The organism is Paenibacillus sp. RUD330 (genome assembly GCF_002243345.2).
In the GTDB taxonomy this organism is placed as follows: domain Bacteria; phylum Bacillota; class Bacilli; order Paenibacillales; family Paenibacillaceae; genus Paenibacillus_O.
This window is the reverse complement of sequence record NZ_CP022655.2, coordinates 112,501-132,504: the sequence shown is the minus strand read 5'-3', so window position 1 is coordinate 132,504 and position 20,004 is coordinate 112,501. Positions and strand designations below refer to the sequence as shown.

General features: G+C 58.5%; 11 protein-coding genes, 3 tRNA genes and 2 rRNA genes (1 of these 16 only partly in view). All 16 read right to left on the bottom strand.

All coding sequences use genetic code 11. The features are described 5' to 3' along the window. Window positions 1–71: 71 nt before the first annotated feature. Window positions 72–6,260: an alpha-amylase family glycosyl hydrolase gene (locus CIC07_RS00590; RefSeq protein ID WP_094248302.1), complete on the bottom strand. Its 6,189-nt coding sequence runs from the start codon at window positions 6,258–6,260 to the stop codon at window positions 72–74. Window positions 6,261–6,510: 250 nt separating this feature from the next. Further along, window positions 6,511–7,581, bottom strand: a complete 1,071-nt coding sequence (locus CIC07_RS00585; protein WP_076359615.1) for a hypothetical protein — start codon at window positions 7,579–7,581, stop codon at window positions 6,511–6,513. A gap of 183 nt (window positions 7,582–7,764) precedes the next feature. After that, the gene (locus tag CIC07_RS00580) at window positions 7,765–7,920 is read right to left on the bottom strand and encodes a small acid-soluble spore protein P (RefSeq protein ID WP_076359616.1); all 156 of its coding nucleotides are present in this window, start codon (window positions 7,918–7,920) and stop codon (window positions 7,765–7,767) included. Between the two features lie 28 nt (window positions 7,921–7,948). Continuing rightward, complete coding sequence (locus tag CIC07_RS00575; RefSeq protein ID WP_165895281.1) at window positions 7,949–8,122, bottom strand: hypothetical protein; 174 nt, start codon at window positions 8,120–8,122, stop codon at window positions 7,949–7,951. Between the two features lie 18 nt (window positions 8,123–8,140). Next, window positions 8,141–8,488 (bottom strand): hypothetical protein, encoded by a 348-nt coding sequence (locus tag CIC07_RS00570; protein WP_076359617.1) that lies wholly within the window; start codon window positions 8,486–8,488, stop codon window positions 8,141–8,143. Window positions 8,489–8,682: 194 nt separating this feature from the next. Further along, window positions 8,683–8,771 (bottom strand) — tRNA-Ser (locus CIC07_RS00565). A 107-nt stretch (window positions 8,772–8,878) separates the two neighbouring features. Next, the gene (gene serS, locus CIC07_RS00560; protein WP_076359619.1) at window positions 8,879–10,162 is read right to left on the bottom strand and encodes a serine--tRNA ligase; all 1,284 of its coding nucleotides are present in this window, start codon (window positions 10,160–10,162) and stop codon (window positions 8,879–8,881) included. Between the two features lie 78 nt (window positions 10,163–10,240). Continuing rightward, window positions 10,241–10,831, bottom strand: a complete 591-nt coding sequence (gene pdxT / locus CIC07_RS00555) for a pyridoxal 5'-phosphate synthase glutaminase subunit PdxT (RefSeq protein ID WP_076359621.1) — start codon at window positions 10,829–10,831, stop codon at window positions 10,241–10,243. A gap of 31 nt (window positions 10,832–10,862) precedes the next feature. Beyond that, entirely contained in the window at window positions 10,863–11,747 is an 885-nt protein-coding gene (gene pdxS / locus CIC07_RS00550; RefSeq protein ID WP_200801164.1) for a pyridoxal 5'-phosphate synthase lyase subunit PdxS, read from the bottom strand. A gap of 241 nt (window positions 11,748–11,988) precedes the next feature. Further along, window positions 11,989–13,314 (bottom strand): D-alanyl-D-alanine carboxypeptidase family protein, encoded by a 1,326-nt coding sequence (locus CIC07_RS00545; RefSeq protein ID WP_234993109.1) that lies wholly within the window; start codon window positions 13,312–13,314, stop codon window positions 11,989–11,991. 148 nt (window positions 13,315–13,462) lie between these two features. Further along, a complete protein-coding gene (guaB, locus tag CIC07_RS00540; protein WP_076359625.1) occupies window positions 13,463–14,920 on the bottom strand; it encodes an IMP dehydrogenase in 1,458 nt (485 codons plus the stop codon). 186 nt (window positions 14,921–15,106) lie between these two features. Further along, the gene (locus tag CIC07_RS00535) at window positions 15,107–16,063 is read right to left on the bottom strand and encodes a putative glycoside hydrolase (protein ID WP_234993110.1); all 957 of its coding nucleotides are present in this window, start codon (window positions 16,061–16,063) and stop codon (window positions 15,107–15,109) included. A gap of 543 nt (window positions 16,064–16,606) precedes the next feature. Beyond that, window positions 16,607–16,723, bottom strand: a 5S ribosomal RNA gene (gene rrf / locus CIC07_RS00530). Between the two features lie 88 nt (window positions 16,724–16,811). Next, window positions 16,812–19,740 (bottom strand): 23S ribosomal RNA (locus tag CIC07_RS00525). 146 nt (window positions 19,741–19,886) lie between these two features. After that, a tRNA-Ala gene (locus tag CIC07_RS00520) sits at window positions 19,887–19,962 on the bottom strand. A gap of 25 nt (window positions 19,963–19,987) precedes the next feature. Next, window positions 19,988–20,004: transfer RNA gene (locus CIC07_RS00515), tRNA-Ile, on the bottom strand (it continues 60 nt past the right edge of the window).

Genomic DNA, 20,004 nt, shown 5'->3' with positions numbered 1-20,004 from the left:
AAGCAGCCGGAACGCTTGATGGATAGACAAAGAGGCTTGGGGATGTGCATCCCCAAGCCTCTTTTTTGATCTTATCGGCTCAGCAAGCGGTAGAGCGCCGCTGCGCTTTCCGCGCGGGTCAGCTGCTCCGCCGGAGCGAAGGAGCCGTTGTCCCTTCCGCCGAGCAGTCCAAGCCCTGCGGCTCCGACGACATCCTTCGCTGCCCAGCCGCTGATGGCGGACTGGTCCTTGAAGGTGGAAGCGGACGGATTCGACGGCAATGCCGTCACCATGCCTGCTTTGACTCCGTACGCATAAGCGCGCATCAGCATGACCGCCATTTCCTCGCGGGTGACGGGCACTCCCGGAGCGAAGGCGTCATGGCCCCTGCCGCCGATGATTCCGGCCTCATAGGCGCTGCTGACGGAATCCGCATACCAGGCGTTCTCGCCTACATCCGCAAAAGGTTTGGCGCTGCCCGGCTTCAGCTCCAGAATCCGGGCGAGCATCGCGGCGAATTCGGCGCGGGTGACGGCCTTGTTCGGAGCGAACTGCTGCTCCGAGACGCCGTTCACGAGCTCGCGGGCCGCCAGGAACTGGACGGCCGCTGCCGACCAATGCCCGGCAGGGAGATCGGCGAACATGCGGCCGGCATGAAGCAGCACATAAGCGAAGCTGCTGTCAGCCGGAACGGTCCAGCTGCCGTCGGCGTCGTTCCACGTTCCGCGGACATAGGTCCCCGTTCCGGTTCCGTCGATCCGGTATACGTTAGCCGTCTTCCCGTCCGCCGCGGAAGCCGCTTTGAAGCTCAGCTTCATGCCCTTCGCGGATACCGCCTGCTCGGAATCTCCGTTCTGGACGAGCAGTCTCGCCTGAATGGCAGAGCCGGTCGCCGCGAGGCTGCCGAATCGGCCTTGCTTCTTGAGTCCGGCCAGAAGAGCGTCCGCCTCGGTGCCGGAGATTTCATCCAGGCGGAGGACAAGGCCGCCCTTGCCTTCCGCAGCCGCTGCGGCCAACAGTTCCTGCGGCAGCACGATCGTGGCTGTGCCCTTATGGATCCGCAGCACGGAGCCTGCGGCCAGACCGGCGGCTTCTCTAGGAATAAGCACCGTCTGGACGGCCTCGCCCAGCGTCACGTCCACTTCGCCGCCTGTATCCGGCTTGAGGTCGGCAGCCGAGATCGAGAAGGTGTGCCCGGCCGGCGATGGAGACGGAGAAGCGCTTGGAGCAGCCGTCGGGGACGGCGTCCAAGGCGCGCTGCTCGGACTTGGCGTTGCAGCCGGCGACTCGCTCGGCTTCGTGCTCGGCGTCGGGCTTGGCGACTCACTCGGCTTCGCGCTTGGCGTCGCCGGGGATTCGCTCGGCTTTGTGCTCGGCGTCGGGCTTGGCGACTCACTCGGCTTCGCGCTTGGCGTCGCTTCGTCCGAAGAGCGGTCAATGACGACATTGATATTCTTGGTTGCTTGGCTCGCCCGTCCTTTATCCGTATAGAACGGCAGGTTCAGCGTCTCCTGCGTCGGCTCGATATGGAGCACGAACCGGTTCTCGCCCGGCTCCAGAGGGATGTTCGGCAGATACACATTGCCCTGGGCATCCATGGCTCCGTCAGCGATCGGCTGGTTGTTGATCGTGAAGGCCACGCCGTACGGAACGTTGGCGCTGAGCGTCCAATGGTCCTCGTCCGTGGAGTAGCGGATGTCTTCGCCGTAAGAAATGCGCGGCTGGAGAACCATCAACGGCATGTCCACCCAGCGGAGGACGTAGTCGTCGATCACCATGCGGTTGCCGCCTTGATTTTTAATGTTCAGCTGCATATTGGTGTCGGTGGAGCTGTAGGCCCAGTTGCCCGGATCCTTCGTATCCCCGGCAAGATGGCTGTGGCTGGTGAGAGCTTCCTTGCCCCAATCGCCGCGGGCGTATTTGTACTGGATCGACTTGCCGGCCATCATCTTGAACGTATACTCAACCACGCTGCGGTTCGTCGCGCCGCTCGGCACGTTCAGCTTGGTCGATGTCACATTCCAGCCGTTGAAATCGCCCGCGATGGTGATGTCATCCGTGCTGGGCGTATAATCCGGCAGATGGAGACGGAGTGTCACATCCACCATGACCAGCTTCGGCGTCACGCTCTGCTCTTCCGAGAAGCTGCGGTTGTACGCCATGTCGTAGGCCGCGACCTTGTAGCGGTAAGCCGTGTCGTTGCTCACCGTAAAGTCGGTATAGCTGCGCTTGCCGCCCGTGACCGAAGCGATCCGCTTGAACGGGCCGTCCGCTCCGGCAGCGCGATAAATTTCGAAGCCATAGACGGAGTCGTCTCCGCTCGTCCAGTTCAGCACCGCCCGGCTGGATTCCACCGTAATGGCGGCCAGCTCCGGAGCGGCCGGCGCATCCGTGTCCTCATTCGGGAACACCGTGACATGGGTCGTCTCCGGCGATTCCGTCCAGGTTTCCCCATTGTCGGACGAAAAGGCTGCGTAATAACGATACACGCCCGCTTGCAGCGGTTCGAAGGAAGCCGCATACACCTTGTCCCCGCCGGCTCCGTCCGCCTTGAACTTCAGCGGCTTGGAAGCGGCCTCGCCCTTGGCCGAGCCGTCCGGGAAATACATCAGCTTGCCGATGAGACCTTCCGGCTGCTGTCCGTCTCCCCGGTCCGTCAGGCCGGGAGCCTTCACGGATACGGTCAGCTCGCCCGTCGTCCGGCCTACGCCGAGATAGACGTCCGCTGCGACGGTCGATACGGCCGACACTTCCGTGATGGGATAGGCCGGAGTCGCCGATACGGTCGGGCCCGGCAATCCTTCGGAAGCGCCTTGGAAGGCAGCGACGCTGTAATAGTACTTGATTCCGTTGGTTACGGCCGTGTCGGTGAATGCCGCTTCCGTGCTCGTGCCGGCCAGCTCCAGCTTGCCGCCGTCGATCAGGGAACGGTAGACGCGGTAGCCCTCGGCGCCGTCAACGGCGTTCCAGGCAAGCTCGACGCTGCCGTTGCCCGCCTTGGCGAGCAGGCCGCCGACTTCCGATACTGGCGACAACGCGCCTTCGGAAATCATCATGACCCCGGAGAGAGCCGGCAGCGTATATTCCAGCTTGCCTCCGGTTACGACAGCGCTGATGCCGCTGCCCAGGCCGTCGACAAGCTTCAGGCCGTCCGGCAGGTAGCCCGTCACGTCGGCGGTTACTGTCTGCTCGGCATTGCCGCGGTTGATGGAGACGAGCGCGGCCTTCGTGTCGTTCTTGCGGGCGTAAGCGATGGCGTCGCCGCTGGCGTAGACCGCCTTCAGATCGCCTGTGCGCAGCACCGCCTCCGCTTCGCGGAGCTTGGCCGCCTTTTGGTAGGAGTCCAGCAGGCCGGCGTAGGGACCCGTCGCCGTGTAGCTTTTGCCGTCAGAGCCAGCGTTCTCCACGACCCGCTCCCATGGGAACGTGCGGCGGGAATCCGGATCCTTCGTGCCCGTCACTCCGACCTCGTCGCCGTAATAGATCGTCGGCGCGCCGGGATAGCCCATCTGGAACAGGGCGACCAGCGCCTGCTGCTTGAGCGCCTTGTCGTCCGCATCCTTGGCGATGACCAGATGCTCCTCCTCGTAGTTCGGGAACATCAGCTTCGTGATGGAACGCGTCGTGTCATGGGAATCCACCAGGTTGAGCATGGCCTGCCAGGCCTGCTCCGGATAATCCTCGCGGATGGATTCAAGCGTATCGTTGAAGGTTTTGGCGTCGCCGCCGATGAGGAACGCCTGCAGAGCTCCGCGGAAGCGGTAGTTCATGACGGAGTCGAATTGGTCTCCGAGCAGGTAATGCGTCGCTACGCCCCACTCCTCGCCCAAAATGATCGGATCCTCGATAACGTTGCCGCCTGCGTCCTTGAGGCCCGCCGTCGACTTGACGGCTTCGCGGAACTTCTGCCAGGTTCCGGTCGAGACGTCGGGAGCGACGTCCAGCCGCCAGCCGCCGGAGCCCATCCAAGGCCAGCGCTGCGAGACGACGTCCTGCATGGCCGCTTCGGCATCCTCGGCGGATTTGCCGCTTAGATCATGCCCGATGACCGCTTCGCGGTAGCCGATATTGTTCCACTCATGCTGCTCCTCGGAGGAGCCGATCGCGTCCGCGTCGCCCGGCTGCGGCGTCTTGGCATCCATCGCCGGCAGGGAATCGTAGCCCCACCAGGCATCGTATTTGTAATGCGTGCTTGCGCTGTCCTTGTCCGGCACCTTCACGTTCTCCACCGTGAACCAGTCGATGAAGCCGAAGTCGGCCGGGTATTCGTAGTTCTTGCCCGTCGCGGGGTTCACCTTGCCTGTGAAGAAAGCACGGGCCTGCTGCTCGGCTGCCGCCTTGTCGAGGCTCTCTCCTTTATCTTTCGCCGCGTTCTGCAAGTCATAGACCTTCGCCCAATACTCGTAAGCGCCGATCTCCGGATATTTGCTGTAGCGGTCGAAATAAATGCTGTCGTCGCCGACGTGGTTGAACACGCCGTCCGTAATGAGATGCATGCCCCTGGCCTTGACGGCCTTGGAGAAGTCGATGAACACTTTGTCCGACGCCTTGCGCGTCTCCTCGTAGTTGAGGCCGGAGGCCGGATCGCCGGGCGTGTTGTACACCGGCTCGCCGAACATCGGGTCCAGATGCTTGTAGTCGGTGGCATCGTATTTGTGGTTGGACGCCGCCCAAGCGACGGGATTGAGGTAGATCGCGGTCACGCCGAGTGACTGCAGGTAATCCAGCTTCATCCCGATGCCCTGGATATCCCCTCCGTAGAATTCGTTGGTCCAGGTGCCGTCCGAAGTCGCGTTCGGGTAATACGGCTTGTTTTCCGGCTTCACGCGATCCGGATTTTCCGGTACGTCGCTCCACTGGCCCGCGACTTGTCCGGGAGCGGGGTCGTTCTCCACACCGCCGTCAAAGTATTGCAGGGGCAGCGACTTGATCGGAGCGTCCTTGACGGCCCGATCCTCGTTCCGCTCCCCGCGGTAGCCGTCCACCAGCTTGGCGCGGTTGTTGTCCGGGTTCCCGTCGAAGAAGCGGTCCGGGAAGATCTGGTACACAACGGCGTTCTTCATCCAGTCCGGAGTCTTGTAGTCGGCTTTGTATACCGTCAGGTCGAACGGCACCGCGCCGTCCTCCATCGCGGCGCCCGTTCCGCCGCGGCTTGCCGTGCCGCTCTTGTCGTCGCCGAGCTCCAGCTTGGCCGAGCCGTCGATGAGGATGAATTTATACCCCCAGATTCCAATACCGGTGAAGACGGATTTCGGAATGAAGGCTTCCCAGTAATCCTTGCCGTCCACGGTCGTCACCTTGCGCATTTCATGCGTCGATGCGAGACCTTCCGCATTCGTTAGCTCCACCCGCGCCATCTCCACATCATCCTGGGCAGCCGCCACGCGGAGAGTGAGATCCGTACCGTTCTCGGCGATGGCGCCGAACGGCTTCTTGAAGGTGAGCGAGCGGCTGTCGAACTGGATGGCGTCCTTGTTGATCTTGCCGTTCGAGCCGCCGCCGGCAAGGAAGGTGTCGGCCGTCAGCTTTTGATCTCCTTTGTAGTCGATGCTGAAGATGGCGTACAGGTCGTCGCCTCCGACAATGTTCAGATTGTCGCCGTTTTGACCTGTCGCTCCGTAGTTCTCATCCCAGTTAGGGCCAAAGGCAACCTTGGCCTCATACCGGCCTTCAGGCAGCTGCACTTGGAGCTTGTACACGCTGCCGTCCAGGTTGTAATCGAGGAACCGGTATGTCGCTCCGGCCGGATCCCAATCCGCGGGATCGCCGAGCTTCTTCTGCATGGTTCCGACCAGACGCGGCCATTTGTTCTCGTCCAGCGACGGAACGTATTGAGCCAGTCCATGCACCCCGGGCGCCGAGATACGGGCTTGTCCGATCTCGTCGTTGACGAAGAAGGTGACCGATTCGGCTTGATTCAGCTTCAGCTTGAAATTTTCCCCATTGTCGCCGAAACCGTCCCAAGTGCCGTTCTTGGTCAGCTTGAACTCGTAATCCCCGGCATCGAGCGCCGCCGTATAGGCGTACAAGCCGCCGGTCAGATGCTTGAACTTCCAATTCGCGTCGGCATTGTTCCAGCCGTTCACGGTGCCGGCGACATACCAGCTGGACGTGCCGCCCGGCTGATCCTCATAGACGCTGGATGATGCCGTAGGAACAGGCTTCTCGCTGTTAGCGCTTACAATCGGAGCCTGTCCAAGGCCGGCCAACAGCTGCATGACGAGCAAGCAGGCCATGACGGCGCCTAGGCTCCGGTTGCGGATGATCCGCTGCCATTTCATCTTGTTTCCCCCCAGATTGGAATAGGGCCTTATTAAGGCCGGATGAAAAGAATAGTGCAAACGTTTGCGCATGTTTCTATTATTTAGCATATCATTCCTGTTTTTCCTCTGTCAATGAAAAAAGTAATCGCTTCCATTTTCATTCCAGGGAATGCCTCTTCCGCATTTTGCCCATGCCAAAAACCGCCTCGGGACGAGGCGGCTCCATGGAAGGACAGAAGCCGTTTGAAGCAAGGCTTCAGACCTGTTCTTATTTGCTGCCGGCGGAACCTTGCAGCGCCGCTTCAAGCTGCTCGACCGGAATCGCATCGGTCGGAATGGCGCCCGTGAAGGCAGCCTTCTCGCCGATCTTGCTGTACGACGTCGTCGAATGCATGACGAGCTTGAGCGGACCGGATTCGCCTCCGGCATACTCGATGCTGGCGTCGACGCTCTCGTAGGCCATTTTGCCGTCCTTGACCGCTCCCAGCACCTTGACCTCGCCGAGCTTCAGCTGTTCCTTCAGCTTCTTGGACAGCTCCGACTGCGGATCTTGCAGCTGCTTCTTGCTGGTCTCCGCTTCCGCCTTGTCCATGCTGAGCGCCTTCAGGTACTGATCGTTGCCGAGCAGCACGTCGAGCACGGCAGGAATCGCCTTCTGCGCCGCGGTAGCCTTGGCATCCTCGGCATTGGAGGAGTCGATCAGGAATTGGGAGACGGAGTCCGGCTCCAGACCTTCAGGAAGACCCTGCACGTCTTTCGCTTTCAAGCTTTTGAAGTAGGTCTTCTCTTCAAAAGGCTTGATGAAAGCCGCTCCGGCTTCCAGCATAAGCCTCTGCTGAACTGCAGGATCCAGCGCCGCGGCTTGCTGACCCTGCTCCTCGGCCAGCTTGTCCGTGTCGATGACGACATATTTGTCCGCCAGCTGCGCGGTCGCAGGCAGGGCCGGAATCGACGGCACTTTCATATACAGCTTGTTGCCGGTCATGATGATCGGCAGCGTCAGATTCATTTGGGGATTGCCGGGAAGCGCCAGCTGGACGTCGGCGTCCGTGCGCATCGGATCCTTTTGATAGACGCCGTCCATCGTTATGTTCATTCCCTTCAGCAGGCTGGCGGCTTCGCCGGATGCGGCGCCGGCGGCTTGACCGGAAGGGAGCTGAAGATCGTCAATTTCAACGGTCGAATGGAAAGCATAGGATGAAGCCGCTGCGATGCTCGCAAGGGCGGATTCGAGCTCTGCCTTCGGAGATGGGGATTTGCTGCATCCGGCGGCCGCTACAAGCGCCGCAGCGGACAGGACTGCCAGCGTTTGCTTCCAGGGCCGGTTTTTCGCGTTCAATGTATTTCCTCCTTTGAATCCTGCGTGAAATCTACTCTTTGTATTCTACCATTGTCGATGGGACTTGAATAAGGGGGAGAACAAGTAATCAAAAAATTATTCGATTTGAATAATAATCCACATAAGGAAAAACCGCTCCCGCGATACGGAAACGGCTTCGATCCCACTGCTGTTCCTTCCGGCTCAACCGCCCTCGGGATTGTGATGGTCGACATGATTGCGGTTTTTGACCGTCTTGCTGCCCGACATCGGCTGCTGCGGCTGTCCGTGGTCCCGGTCGCGGGATGCCTTGCGGTCCTCATCCGGATTCGGTACCGGAATGCTGTCCGGCTTGCTCATCGGCTTTTCCTCCTTTTGCTGTCTAAGGTCAGGTCAATGGATGATCCAGATCGGTCTCGTCTTCGTGGTTGAGGTTGTCCTGATGCCTGCGGTCCTCCGACTGGCGCTGCAGCTGGTTGGCATTATGCGCGTTCACCGGCTCCAGCTCCAGATCCTTGGCCACATTCTGCAGGTTTTTATCCGGTCCTTTTTGCTTCGTCAAGCTCCATCACCCTTTGCTTCAGACTTTGGTCAAGCGGTGCAGCGCCTGGGCGCATTCATGCAGATGCCGGATATAGTCGGCTACCTGCTCCTGAACGAGCTCCTTGCGTTCATCGATCGTCTGCTTGTCCTGGTCGACATCGATCAGCGTCACCTTCACTTCCCGGCTGTCGACATACGTGACCTTGAAATCGTACGAGTACATCTGATGCCCGGCGCCGAAGATCGTGACGCGCAGCGAGCGCGGATCCTCTTCATCGGCATGGACTTCGCAGCGGTCGGTCTCATTCATCGTTGTCGGGAGCGTTTCGTTCCAGGCCTCGACCAAGCGGGACTGGTCCAGCAGAAGCATATCGGGATTGCTCATTGGCCTTCCACCTCCATCCCGTAGGTTGCATCGAAATCAGGTTTTCTATGCCTCGGCACAACGCAATACGACGCATGACGATGATGCGCCCAAAATGCTCTCTGAGCGCTGAACGACAAGCCGTCTCGGTAGCAGCAAAAACAAAAAAAGCCCGGACATTTGCTGTCCAGGCTTGTGCGTTAGTTGAAAGGATATGGCGGAGAGAGTGGGATTCGAACCCACGTGGGCTTGCACCCTAACGGTTTTCAAGACCGCCCCGTTATGACCGCTTCGGTATCTCTCCATCGCTCAATACCTGAGCATTGTACCATAGCCGTTTCCCTCTAGGCAACCAATCGAAGCCAAAAAAAGCGCCATTCCTTCAAGGGATGGCGCTTCAAAGCATAAGAATCAACCGCGCGGACCGATGACCTCGATGCCGCCCATGTAAGGACGAAGCACCTCAGGCACGAGGATCGTGCCGTCGGCTTGCTGATAGTTCTCCAGGACTGCGGCGACCGTACGGCCTACCGCGAGACCCGAGCCGTTCAGCGTGTGCACGAACTCCGGCTTGCTCTTGGCGTCGCGCTTGAAGCGGATGCCGGCACGGCGGGCCTGGAAGTCCTCGCAGTTGGAGCAGGAGGAGATTTCGCGGTACGTATCGGCGCTTGGAAGCCATACTTCGAGATCGTAAGTCTTCGCGGCCGAAAAGCCCATGTCGCCGGTGCAGAGCTGCAGAACGCGGTAGGGAAGGCCCAGCAGCTGCAGCACACGCTCGGCGTTCTGCGTCATGGACTCCAGCTCGTCATAGGACTCCTCCGGCTTGGCCAGCTTCACGAGCTCCACCTTGTTGAACTGATGCTGGCGGATCAGGCCGCGCGTGTCCCGTCCTGCCGCTCCGGCTTCGGAACGGAAGCATGCGCTGAAAGCGACAAAACGCTTCGGAAGGTCATCTGGGGCGAGAATTTCTTCCCGGTGCAGGTTCGTTACCGAAACCTCCGCCGTCGGGATCAGATAATACTCGCTGTCCTTGATCTTGAACAGATCCTCCTCGAATTTCGGCAGCTGCCCGGTTCCGACCAGGCTGTCGCGGTTCACGATCTGCGGAGGCAGCACCTCGGAGTAGCCGTGCTGGTCGCTGTGCAGATCCATCATGAAGTTGAGGAGAGCACGCTCCAGGCGTGCGCCCAGACCGGTGTAGAAAACGAATCGGGAGCCGGTGACCTTGGCCGCCCGCTCGAAGTCGAGAAGGCCGAGTCCTTCAGCCAGATCCCAGTGGGCCTTCGGCTCGAACTCATACGTGCGGGGCTCGCCATGACGGCGGATCTCGACATTGTCTTCCTCGCCGCCGCCGACCGGCACGCTTTCATTCGGCATGTTCGGAATCGCGAGCAGAAGAGCCTCAAGCTCCTCGTCCAGCACGCGCAGCTCTTCGTCGAGCTCCTTGATGCGGTCGCCGACCTCGCGCATCTCTACGATGAGGGCTTCGGCGTCGCCGCCGCTTTTCTTCAGCTTGGCTACTTCCTGAGACACCGTATTGCGGCGGTTCTTCAGCGTTTCGCCTTCCTGCAATATTCCGCGGCGCTTCGCGTCCAGCTCCGGGAAGGAGGAGATCAGGTCCAGCGGTTTCTTGCGGTCGGTCAGCGCTTTGGCTACCCGGTCATATTCATTTCTAAGCAGTCGTACGTCAAGCACGGTCGGGGCACCCCTCTCTGATTCTTGAAAAAAACAGACATCAGGGCGGACGTTGTAACGTCCACCCTGACGGATTGATTATCGCTTCACCTGGGCCGCTTCTCGAACCATGTTCGCGAAGTAGGCGTGCAGGCTGTAATCGTCGGTAAGCTCCGGATGGAACGATGCCGCCAGCAGCGTTCCTTCGCGGGCGGCGACAATCTCGCCGTTATGCGTCGAGAGGACCTCGACGCCGCTGCCTACCTCGCCGATCAAAGGAGCGCGGATGAACACGGCTCGCACCGGATTGTCGATGCCTTGGATGGCGAGTTCCGTCTCGAAGCTTTCGCGCTGGCGGCCGAATGCGTTGCGTACGACAGACATGTCCATCAAGCCGAGATGAGGCTCCTCGCCCCCTTCGATCGTCTTGGCCAGGACGATCAGCCCTGCGCAGGTTCCGAACAGCGGCTTGCCCGCCTCATGGAACTTGCGCAGCGCGTCGATGAAGCCGTACTTGCGCATCAGCTTGCCGATGGTCGTGCTCTCGCCGCCAGGGATGACAAGCCCGTCCAGCTGCTCCAGATCCTCGACTCGCTTGACCGCGACCGCTTCCGCGCCGGCTGCCTGGAGACTGCGGATATGCTCTGCTACGGCGCCCTGGAGCGCCAGTACACCGATCTTCTGGGTCATTCGCTAAGGCCTTCTTTCTTTCTGCCGCCGCTTACCAGCCGCGGTCGGACATGCGCTCATGCGGCGCCAGCTTGGAGATCTCGATGCCCTTCATCGCTCCGCCGAGGTTTTTGGATACTTCGGCAATCAGCTTGTAGTCCGTATAGTGAGTCGTCGCCTCCACGATGGCGCGGGCGAATTTCTCCGGGTTGTCGGACTTGAAGATGCCGGAGCCGACGAATACGCCGTCAGCGCCCAGATGCATCATCAGGGCTGCGTCGGAAGGCGTAGCCACGCCGCCTGCAGCGAAGTTGACGACCGGCAGCTTGCCCGTCTCGTGCACGTCGAGCAGCAGCTCGTAGTTGACGCCAAGGTTTTTGGCTTCCGCATACAGCTCGTCCTTGGACAGGCCTTTGATCTTGCGGATCTGGCCCGTGATCAGGCGCATGTGGCGAACGGCTTCAACGATGTTGCCCGTTCCCGGCTCGCCCTTGGTACGCATCATCGATGCGCCTTCCTGGATGCGGCGCAGAGCCTCGCCCAGATCCTTGGCTCCGCATACGAACGGAACCGTGAATTCGCGCTTGTCGATATGGAACACTTCGTCGGCCGGCGTGAGCACTTCGCTCTCGTCGATATAGTCGGCGCCGAGCGCTTCCAGAACGCGCGCTTCCACATAGTGGCCGATGCGGGCTTTGGCCATGACCGGGATGGAAACGACCTTCATCACCTCTTCGAGGACGGTCGGATCCGCCATGCGGGCTACGCCGCCTGCCGCGCGGATATCCGAAGGCACGCGCTCAAGAGCCATGACTGCCGTAGCGCCTGCCGCTTCGGCGATCTTGGCCTGCTCCGCGTTCATGACGTCCATGATGACGCCGCCTTTTTGCATCTCCGCCATACCTCGTTTAACTCGCGATGTTCCTGTTTCCAACATGGTCTGAAAGCCTCCTATAGTCTGTTCGCCCAAGACAGGGCGATGACAACTTTTCCGAGTTGATTATCCCAAATTCTATCATGTACGCCAAGCGGCGACAACTCATGCATGAAACTATTGCGGGAAGGCAATAACTGCAAATGTCCGTTCCCGATGGATTGTTCCGTGGACAGCTTGGACTGTCCGAGCCCCCACTTCATGCAGCACGGCTTCGCTTGCTTATTCCGCTGTTAGCATTCGTTTAGAACAAGTCGACGATGCCCTTGAACAAGCCGGAGAAAAAGCCTCCGATTCCGCGCAGCATCAGCTTGAACCAGCCGGCCTTCTCCACGCCTTCGGCCGCGATGAGATTGATCTCTTTCGTTACCGCTGTGCCGGTGTCGGCATCCGTGTACTTATACGTAACCGTTCCGATCTTCTGTCCCTGTGCGACCGGAGCGACAAGCTCGCCCGCCTTGGGAATCGACGTCGAGATGATCTTCGGCTCGACTGCCGCGCCTTTCTTCACCATGAGCGTGAAGTCGGATTCCGTCACCAGGCTGACGGTTTTTTCTTTGCCTTTTGTTATTGTAGCCTCCGCCGCGGATTCTACTACGGTTTTCGGCTGAACGATCGTTTTGCGCTCCAGGTTGCTGAATGCCCAGTCATACAGCTTGCGCGTCTCGAGGAAGCGGGCGCCTTTGGTCTTGGTATGGTACACGACGCTGATCAGACGGGTGTCGCCGCGCTTGACCGTTCCCGTGAAGCAATATCCCGCTGCGCTGAGATAGCCCGTCTTCATGCCGTCCACGCCGTCATAGACATACTGCTTGAAGTTGGTGTTGCCTTTGTTGCCTTCAAGCATCCAGTCGTTGTTGATCATCGGCTTGGCGTCCCGTTCGCGGAACTTGACGGAAGGAATCTTGGAGTAGTCGAGGAACTCCGGGGTTTCCTTCAAAATGATCATGGCGAGCTTGGCCATGTCCTTGGCCGCGATGACGGTCGTGTCGAGAAGCCCTGTAGCACTCGTGAATTGGGCCGTCTTGAGGCCGAGCTCCTGAGCCTTGGCATTCATCTCGGTGACGAAGCCGGCCTCGGATCCGCCCAGGAAGGAGGCCAGCGCGACAGTCGCATCATTGGCCGACGCGACCGACATAGCCGTGTACAGCTCCTTGACCGTATGGGTATCTCCTTCCGCCAGATAGATCTGGGATCCATCCTTCGGCGTGCTTGCCGCTTCCTTGCTGACCGATATTTCCTGATCCCATTTCAGCTTGCCGCTTTTGACAGCGCTGAGAACCATATACTCCGTCATCATCTTGGTCATGCTTGCCGGAGGCAGGGGCTTGTCCACGTTATAGGAATAGAGGATTTGTCCCGTGTCGGCATCGATCAGGATGGCCGCGTCTGCAGCCAGGCCAAGCGGGTTGTCCTTGCTGACTGCCGGGGCGTTGCTGCTGCTCGTATTGGGTGCCGCGGATGCCGCGGGAGTAATAGCCGGAGCGATATAAGAGCCTGTAATGAGAGTAACCGCCACGATGGCGGAGACAACCGGCTTCACGAGAGCCGGAGCGAATCTTGCTTTCAACTTTGTTCTCTCCTTCACCATGGATTAATCAGGTTTTATTGTACCATACCGTTAACGAGGCGGGGGATGTTTTTGCTTTGTCCGACACGCAAAAAGAGCAGTCCGCGCGCGGCGCGGACTGCTTCTTAGAAAAATCTAATCCTTGTTCCTAGAGCGAATAGTTCGGGGCTTCCTTCGTGATCTGAACGTCATGCGGATGGCTCTCGCGAAGACCCGCGCCCGTGATGCGGATGAACGACGTATCGTTCTTGAGCGCTTCTATGTTCGCCGTTCCGCAATAGCCCATTCCTGCGCGCAGACCGCCGATCAGCTGATGGACCGTATCGGCCAGCGGCCCTTTGTAAGGCAGGCGGCCTTCGATGCCTTCCGGCACGAGCTTGTTCTCGTTCTCCTGGAAATAGCGGTCCTTGCTGCCTTCCTTCATCGCGCCGAGCGAGCCCATGCCGCGATAAACCTTGAAGCGGCGGCCTTGGTAGATCTCCGATTCGCCCGGGCTTTCTTCGGTGCCGGCGAACAGGCTGCCGATCATGATCGCGCTGGCGCCTGCTGCGATCGCTTTGGTGATATCGCCGGAGTACTTGATGCCCCCGTCGGCGATGACCGGCACGTTGTATTCGCGTGCCGCCGTCGCGCAGTCATAAATCGCCGTTACCTGCGGCACGCCGATGCCGGCGATGACGCGCGTCGTACAGATGGAGCCGGGACCGATGCCGACTTTGACGACCGAGGCTCCAGCCTCGATCAGGTCTCTCGTCGCTTCAGCCGTGGCGACGTTGCCGGCGATGATCGTCAGCTCGGGATAAAGGCTCCGCAAATTGCGGACGGCTTCGATGATATTGATATGATGCCCGTGCGCGGAATCCACGACGAGAACGTCGATGCCTGCTTCGACGAGCGCCGCAGCGCGCTCTTCCGTGTCCTTGGAGATGCCGACGGCAGCTCCGCATAACAGCCTGCCCTGCTTGTCCTTGGCAGCGCTCGGGAATTGAATCGCTTTTTCGATGTCTTTGATCGTGATGAGGCCTTTGAGCGTATTCGTCTCGTCTACGAGCGGCAGCTTCTCGATCTTATGCTTCTGAAGCAAGACTTCCGCTTCTTGCAGCGTCGTACCCACAGGAGCCGTCACCAGCTCTTCGTGGGTCATCACTTCTTTGATCTTCATGGAGTAATCATGCACGAAACGAAGGTCGCGGTTCGTCAAAATGCCGACCAGCTTGCCCTCTTCATTGACAATCGGCACGCCGGAAATGCGGTATTTGCCCATCAGCTCTTCCGCGTCGTACACATGATGCTCGGGAGTCAGGGAGAACGGGTTCGTGATGACGCCGCTCTCGGAGCGCTTGACGCGGTCGACCTCTTCCGCTTGCTGGGCGATCGTCATGTTCTTGTGAATGATGCCGATGCCGCCTTCTCTCGCCAGCGCGATCGCCAAGGCAGCCTCCGTTACGGTATCCATGCCCGCGCTGATCAGCGGGATGTTCAGCTTGACGCTCTCGCTCATCTGGGTACCGACCTGGACTGCGCGCGGCAGCACCTCCGAGCGGCGGGGTACAAGCAGCACATCGTCGAACGTGAGGCCTTCTTTAGCGAATTTCGATTCCCACACGAATGATTTCCTCCTATTTGTTATGGCTTGCCGAAATATATTATTGACCATCTTAGCAGAGGGGTATAGGGCTGTCAACCTAGCGGAATCTTGCTTTCATAGTCATTTTCAGAGGCTCTTCCACGTCTTTCCAGACCATGAGCCTCTTGGATGGCTGCCGCGGCAGATGCTGTTCCTTCTGGCAGTTCATCCTCGCTGTTCGCCCATCAATGAAGATGATGAGGTCAAAGGATAGATGCAGCGCGGACTCCAGAGCAGATACTGATCGACCCCTGCTTCGCGGGCGGCTCGGATCTGCTCCCGGATTTCCTTCTCCCCATAGGCAAGGTGAGGATGCAGCCATGTCGCTGTAAAGCTTTGCAGCCAAGGCCTGATCTGAGCGGGCTTGATTCCGCTCTGGATCAGGTAGCGGTTGCGGGCGGCGGCGTCGCTCATCGATTTCCGGATGACAGCGGATGGATTGAGATCGGGCTGCGGAATTCCATACATGCCCGCCGAGTAATGCGAAGGATAGACCATGGGCGAGATGGCATCCACGCTCGAAGCGACCGAACGCCATGTCTGGCCGATTCCCATATCATCCGATGAGGATGTAACCAGGCCGAATACATCCGCCGATATCGGCTTTCCATGCAGCCCGTCCCGCGCGCGGCCGAGGAATTGCCCGATCGCTTCCGGTTTCGTTGTCCCGTGCGAGCCGTAATCAATGACCGCCTCTGCCCGCTTTCCATTGGCGGGAAAGCGGACGTAGTCGAATTGAATCTCATCAAATCCCAGCCGGGCGGCTTCCTTGGCGATCGCGATATTATAATTCCAGACCTCGGTTCGATAAGGATTGATCCAGGCCTTCCCCTTTGAATCCTTCCATACCTTGCCGCTCCGCTCATGCAGAGCCCAATCCGGTACGCGGCTGGCCAGCCAGGCATCCTTGAAAACGACTAGCCTGCCGATCACATAGAGCCCTTCGGCATGCAGCTCGTCGATCAATTGCTTGGGCTGAGCCATGAGAGGCCTGCGATCGGCTCCGATCCGATGGGCAAGCCGCACTTCCGAAGGATAGGTCAGCAAGCCGTAATCATCTTTGACATCGATGACCATGGCATTGATTTCTGTCCGCCTCGCCAGTTCGCGAAGCCTTCCCATCGCCTTCGGGCTTCCTGCTGCGTATCCGGATACATAGATGCCTCTGACGGGTTCGGCAACATGACCTTTGACTGAATCGGCCTGTTTCCCGAATCCGGCCGGCGCCTTCGCACCCGCTGCCGCGGCTGTGCCGCCGGCTTCGAAAAGCTTTTTATGCGTTTCTAAAGAATGTTCAGCGACGGAATGTGCATGGCCATTCTGCTTTTTGAGATCATCCGGGTGTTTCCCGATACCGGTGTTCCAGCCTTGGATGGAAGCCGTCAGCCTATACGCTCCGGGTGCGATTCCATTGCCTTCGGGAATGGCAAGCCCCAACATCATGATTCCGGCTGTCGCCAACGCGACTCGAATGCTTCGATTCCCCTTCATCTGCTTCACCTCCAATGTCTAATTTGGTGATGATTAGTATGAGCGGATTGAAGGGAATTAATCGGGCAAAGACCGTTTGTTGAAAATGAGCATCTGTCCCAAACAAATGAGCTTGTCCTGAACATACAAAAAAAGCCTGATCGGCGATTGCTCGCGGATCAGGCTTCACTCTGTGCTTGGCGACGTCCTACTCTCCCAGGACCCTGCGGTCCAAGTACCATCGGCGCTGGAAGGCTTAACGGTCGTGTTCGGGATGGGTACGCGTGGTTCCCTTCCGCCATCGCCACCAAACGTTACGCGTGTTCAAGACGTGGCTTGCGCCTTGAAAACTGGATCGAACCAATAGGATGGATGCTGAGTCCATTTGCTTTTCTTACCATAGGATAAGCCCTCGACCGATTAGTATTCGTCAGCTGCACGCATTGCTGCGCTTCCACCCCGAACCTATCAACCTGGTCGTCTACCAGGGGTCTTACATACTGGGAAATCTCATCTTGAGGGGGGCTTCGCGCTTAGATGCTTTCAGCGCTTATCCCGTCCGTACGTAGCTACCCAGCGGTGCTCCTGGCGGAACAACTGGTACACCAGCGGTACGTCCATCCCGGTCCTCTCGTACTAAGGACAGCTCCTCTCAAATTTCCTGCGCCCACGACAGATAGGGACCGAACTGTCTCACGACGTTCTGAACCCAGCTCGCGTACCGCTTTAATGGGCGAACAGCCCAACCCTTGGGACCTACTTCAGCCCCAGGATGCGATGAGCCGACATCGAGGTGCCAAACCTCCCCGTCGATGTGGACTCTTGGGGGAGATAAGCCTGTTATCCCCAGGGTAGCTTTTATCCGTTGAGCGATGGCCCTTCCATTCGGTACCACCGGATCACTAAGCCCGACTTTCGTCCCTGCTCGACTTGTAGGTCTCGCAGTCAAGCTCCCTTATGCCTTTGCACGCTGCGAATGATTTCCAACCATTCTGAGGGAACCTTTGGGCGCCTCCGTTACATTTTAGGAGGCGACCGCCCCAGTCAAACTGCCCGCCTGACACGGTCCCTGTACCGGTTTCACGGTACCAGGTTAGAACTCCGATACGATCAGGGTGGTATCCCAACGGTGCCTCCACCGAAGCTGGCGCTCCGGCTTCCAAGGCTCCCACCTATCCTGTACAGATCGTACCAAAGTCCAATATCAAGCTGCAGTAAAGCTCCATGGGGTCTTTCCGTCTTGTCGCGGGTAACCTGCATCTTCACAGGTATTAAAATTTCACCGGATCTCTCGTTGAGACAGCGCCCAAGTCGTTACGCCATTCGTGCGGGTCAGAATTTACCTGACAAGGAATTTCGCTACCTTAGGACCGTTATAGTTACGGCCGCCGTTTACTGGGGCTTCGGTTCACAGCTTCGGGTTGCCCCTAACCGCTCCCCTTAACCTTCCAGCACCGGGCAGGCGTCAGCCCGTATACTTCGCCTTACGGCTTCGCACAGACCTGTGTTTTTGCTAAACAGTCGCTTGGGCCTTTTCACTGCGGCCCCCTCGGGCTATTCACCCTACCGAGGCACCCCTTCTCCCGAAGTTACGGGGTCATGTTGCCGAGTTCCTTAACGAGAGTTACTCCGCGCGCCTTAGCATGCTCTGCTCGCCTACCTGTGTCGGTTTGCGGTACGGGCACCTTCGCCTGGCTAGAAGCTTTTCTTGGCAGCTGGAGATCATGACCTTCGGTACTAAAATTTCCCTCCCCATCACAGCCCAGCCTTACGGTTTGCGGATTTGCCAACAAACCAGCCTCACTGCTTGGACGGACACATCCATCGGTCCGCGTCACTACCCTTCTGCGTCACTCCATTGCTCGTAACGGCTTACGGTGGTACAGGAATATCAACCTGTTGTCCTTCGACTACGCCTTTCGGCCTCGCCTTAGGTCCCGACTTACCCTGAGCGGACGAACCTTCCTCAGGAACCCTTAGGCTTACGGCGGATCAGATTCTCACTGATCTTTTCGTTACTCATACCGGCATTCTCACTTGTGTACTGTCCACCAGTCCTTGCGGTCTGACTTCAACCTATACACAACGCTCCCCTACCCAAGTACTCTAAAGTACATGCCATAGCTTCGGTGGTGTGTTTAGCCCCGTTACATTTTCGGCGCAGAGTCACTCGACCAGTGAGCTATTACGCACTCTTTAAATGGTGGCTGCTTCTAAGCCAACATCCTGGTTGTCTGGGCAACTCCACATCCTTTCCCACTTAACACACACTTGGGGACCTTAGCTGATGATCTGGGCTGTTTCCCTCTTGACGATGGATCTTAGCACTCACCGTCTGACTCCCGGTTATACATGACTGGCATTCGGAGTTTGACTGGACTTGGTAACCCTTGGCGGGCCCCGCACCCAATCAGTGCTCTACCTCCAGCATGCTCAACACCGAGGCTAGCCCTAAAGCTATTTCGGGGAGAACCAGCTATTTCCGAGTTCGATTGGAATTTCTCCGCTACCCCCACCTCATCCCCGAATTTTTCAACATTCGTGGGTTCGGGCCTCCAGTGCGTGTTACCGCACCTTCACCCTGGACAGGGGTAGATCACACGGTTTCGGGTCTACATCCACGTACTATGGCGCCCTATTCAGACTCGCTTTCGCTGCGGCTCCGTCTTCCCGACTTAACCTTGCACGTGAACGTAACTCGCCGGTTCATTCTACAAAAGGCACGCCATCACCCATATAGAGGGCTCTGACTTTTTGTAAGCGCACGGTTTCAGGTTCTATTTCACTCCGCTCCCGCGGTGCTTTTCACCTTTCCCTCACGGTACTGCTTCACTATCGGTCGCCAGAGAGTATTTAGCCTTGGCAGATGGTCCTGCCGGATTCCCACGAGGTTTCACGTGTCTCGCGGTACTCGGGATCCGTCTCGGAGGGAATGGACTTTTGGGTACAGGGCTTTTACCTCTTGTAGCGGGCCTTTCCAGACCTCTTCGCCTAACCCATTCCTTTGTAACTCCATGTGAGACGTCCCACAACCCCAGGAGGCAAGCCTCCTGGTTTGGGCTAATCCGCGTTCGCTCGCCGCTACTGACGGAATCACTATTGTTTTCTCTTCCTCAGGGTACTTAGATGTTTCAGTTCCCCTGGTATGCCTCACGCAGAGCTATGTATTCACTCTGCAGTAACTGGACATTACTCCAGCTGGGTTTCCCCATTCGGAAATCCCCGGATCAACGCTTGCTTACAGCTCCCCGAGGCCTATCGTGGTTCGCCACGTCCTTCATCGGCTTCTGGCGCCTAGGCATCCTCCGTGCGCTCTTAGTAGCTTAACCTGAGGCTGTATAGCCTGGTTAAGAAACAGCTAAGGATGTTTCAGCATTTCATATTGGTTCGTATCCAGTTTTCAAGGAACAAGTGTTTTACGGTCGAGCCCCCTACCGAGTGTGACCTCAGCAAAAGACACTTCCAATAAAATAGTTGGTGGAGCCAAGGAGGATCGAACTCCTGACCTCCTGCTTGCAAGGCAGGCGCTCTCCCAGCTGAGCTATGGCCCCGTATAAGGTTGTCTGCAAAGACAAATGGTGGGCCTTAGTGGA

Coding starts and splice junctions, on each gene's coding strand:
- CIC07_RS00535 (WP_234993110.1), bottom strand. CDS start 16,063: ATGGGAAGGCTTCGCGAACTGGCGAGGCGGACAGAAATCAATGCCATG.
- CIC07_RS00580 (WP_076359616.1), bottom strand. CDS start 7,920: ATGAGCAAGCCGGACAGCATTCCGGTACCGAATCCGGATGAGGACCGC.
- pdxT (WP_076359621.1), bottom strand. CDS start 10,831: ATGACCCAGAAGATCGGTGTACTGGCGCTCCAGGGCGCCGTAGCAGAG.
- pdxS (WP_200801164.1), bottom strand. CDS start 11,747: ATGTTGGAAACAGGAACATCGCGAGTTAAACGAGGTATGGCGGAGATG.
- CIC07_RS00590 (WP_094248302.1), bottom strand. CDS start 6,260: ATGAAATGGCAGCGGATCATCCGCAACCGGAGCCTAGGCGCCGTCATG.
- CIC07_RS00570 (WP_076359617.1), bottom strand. CDS start 8,488: ATGAGCAATCCCGATATGCTTCTGCTGGACCAGTCCCGCTTGGTCGAG.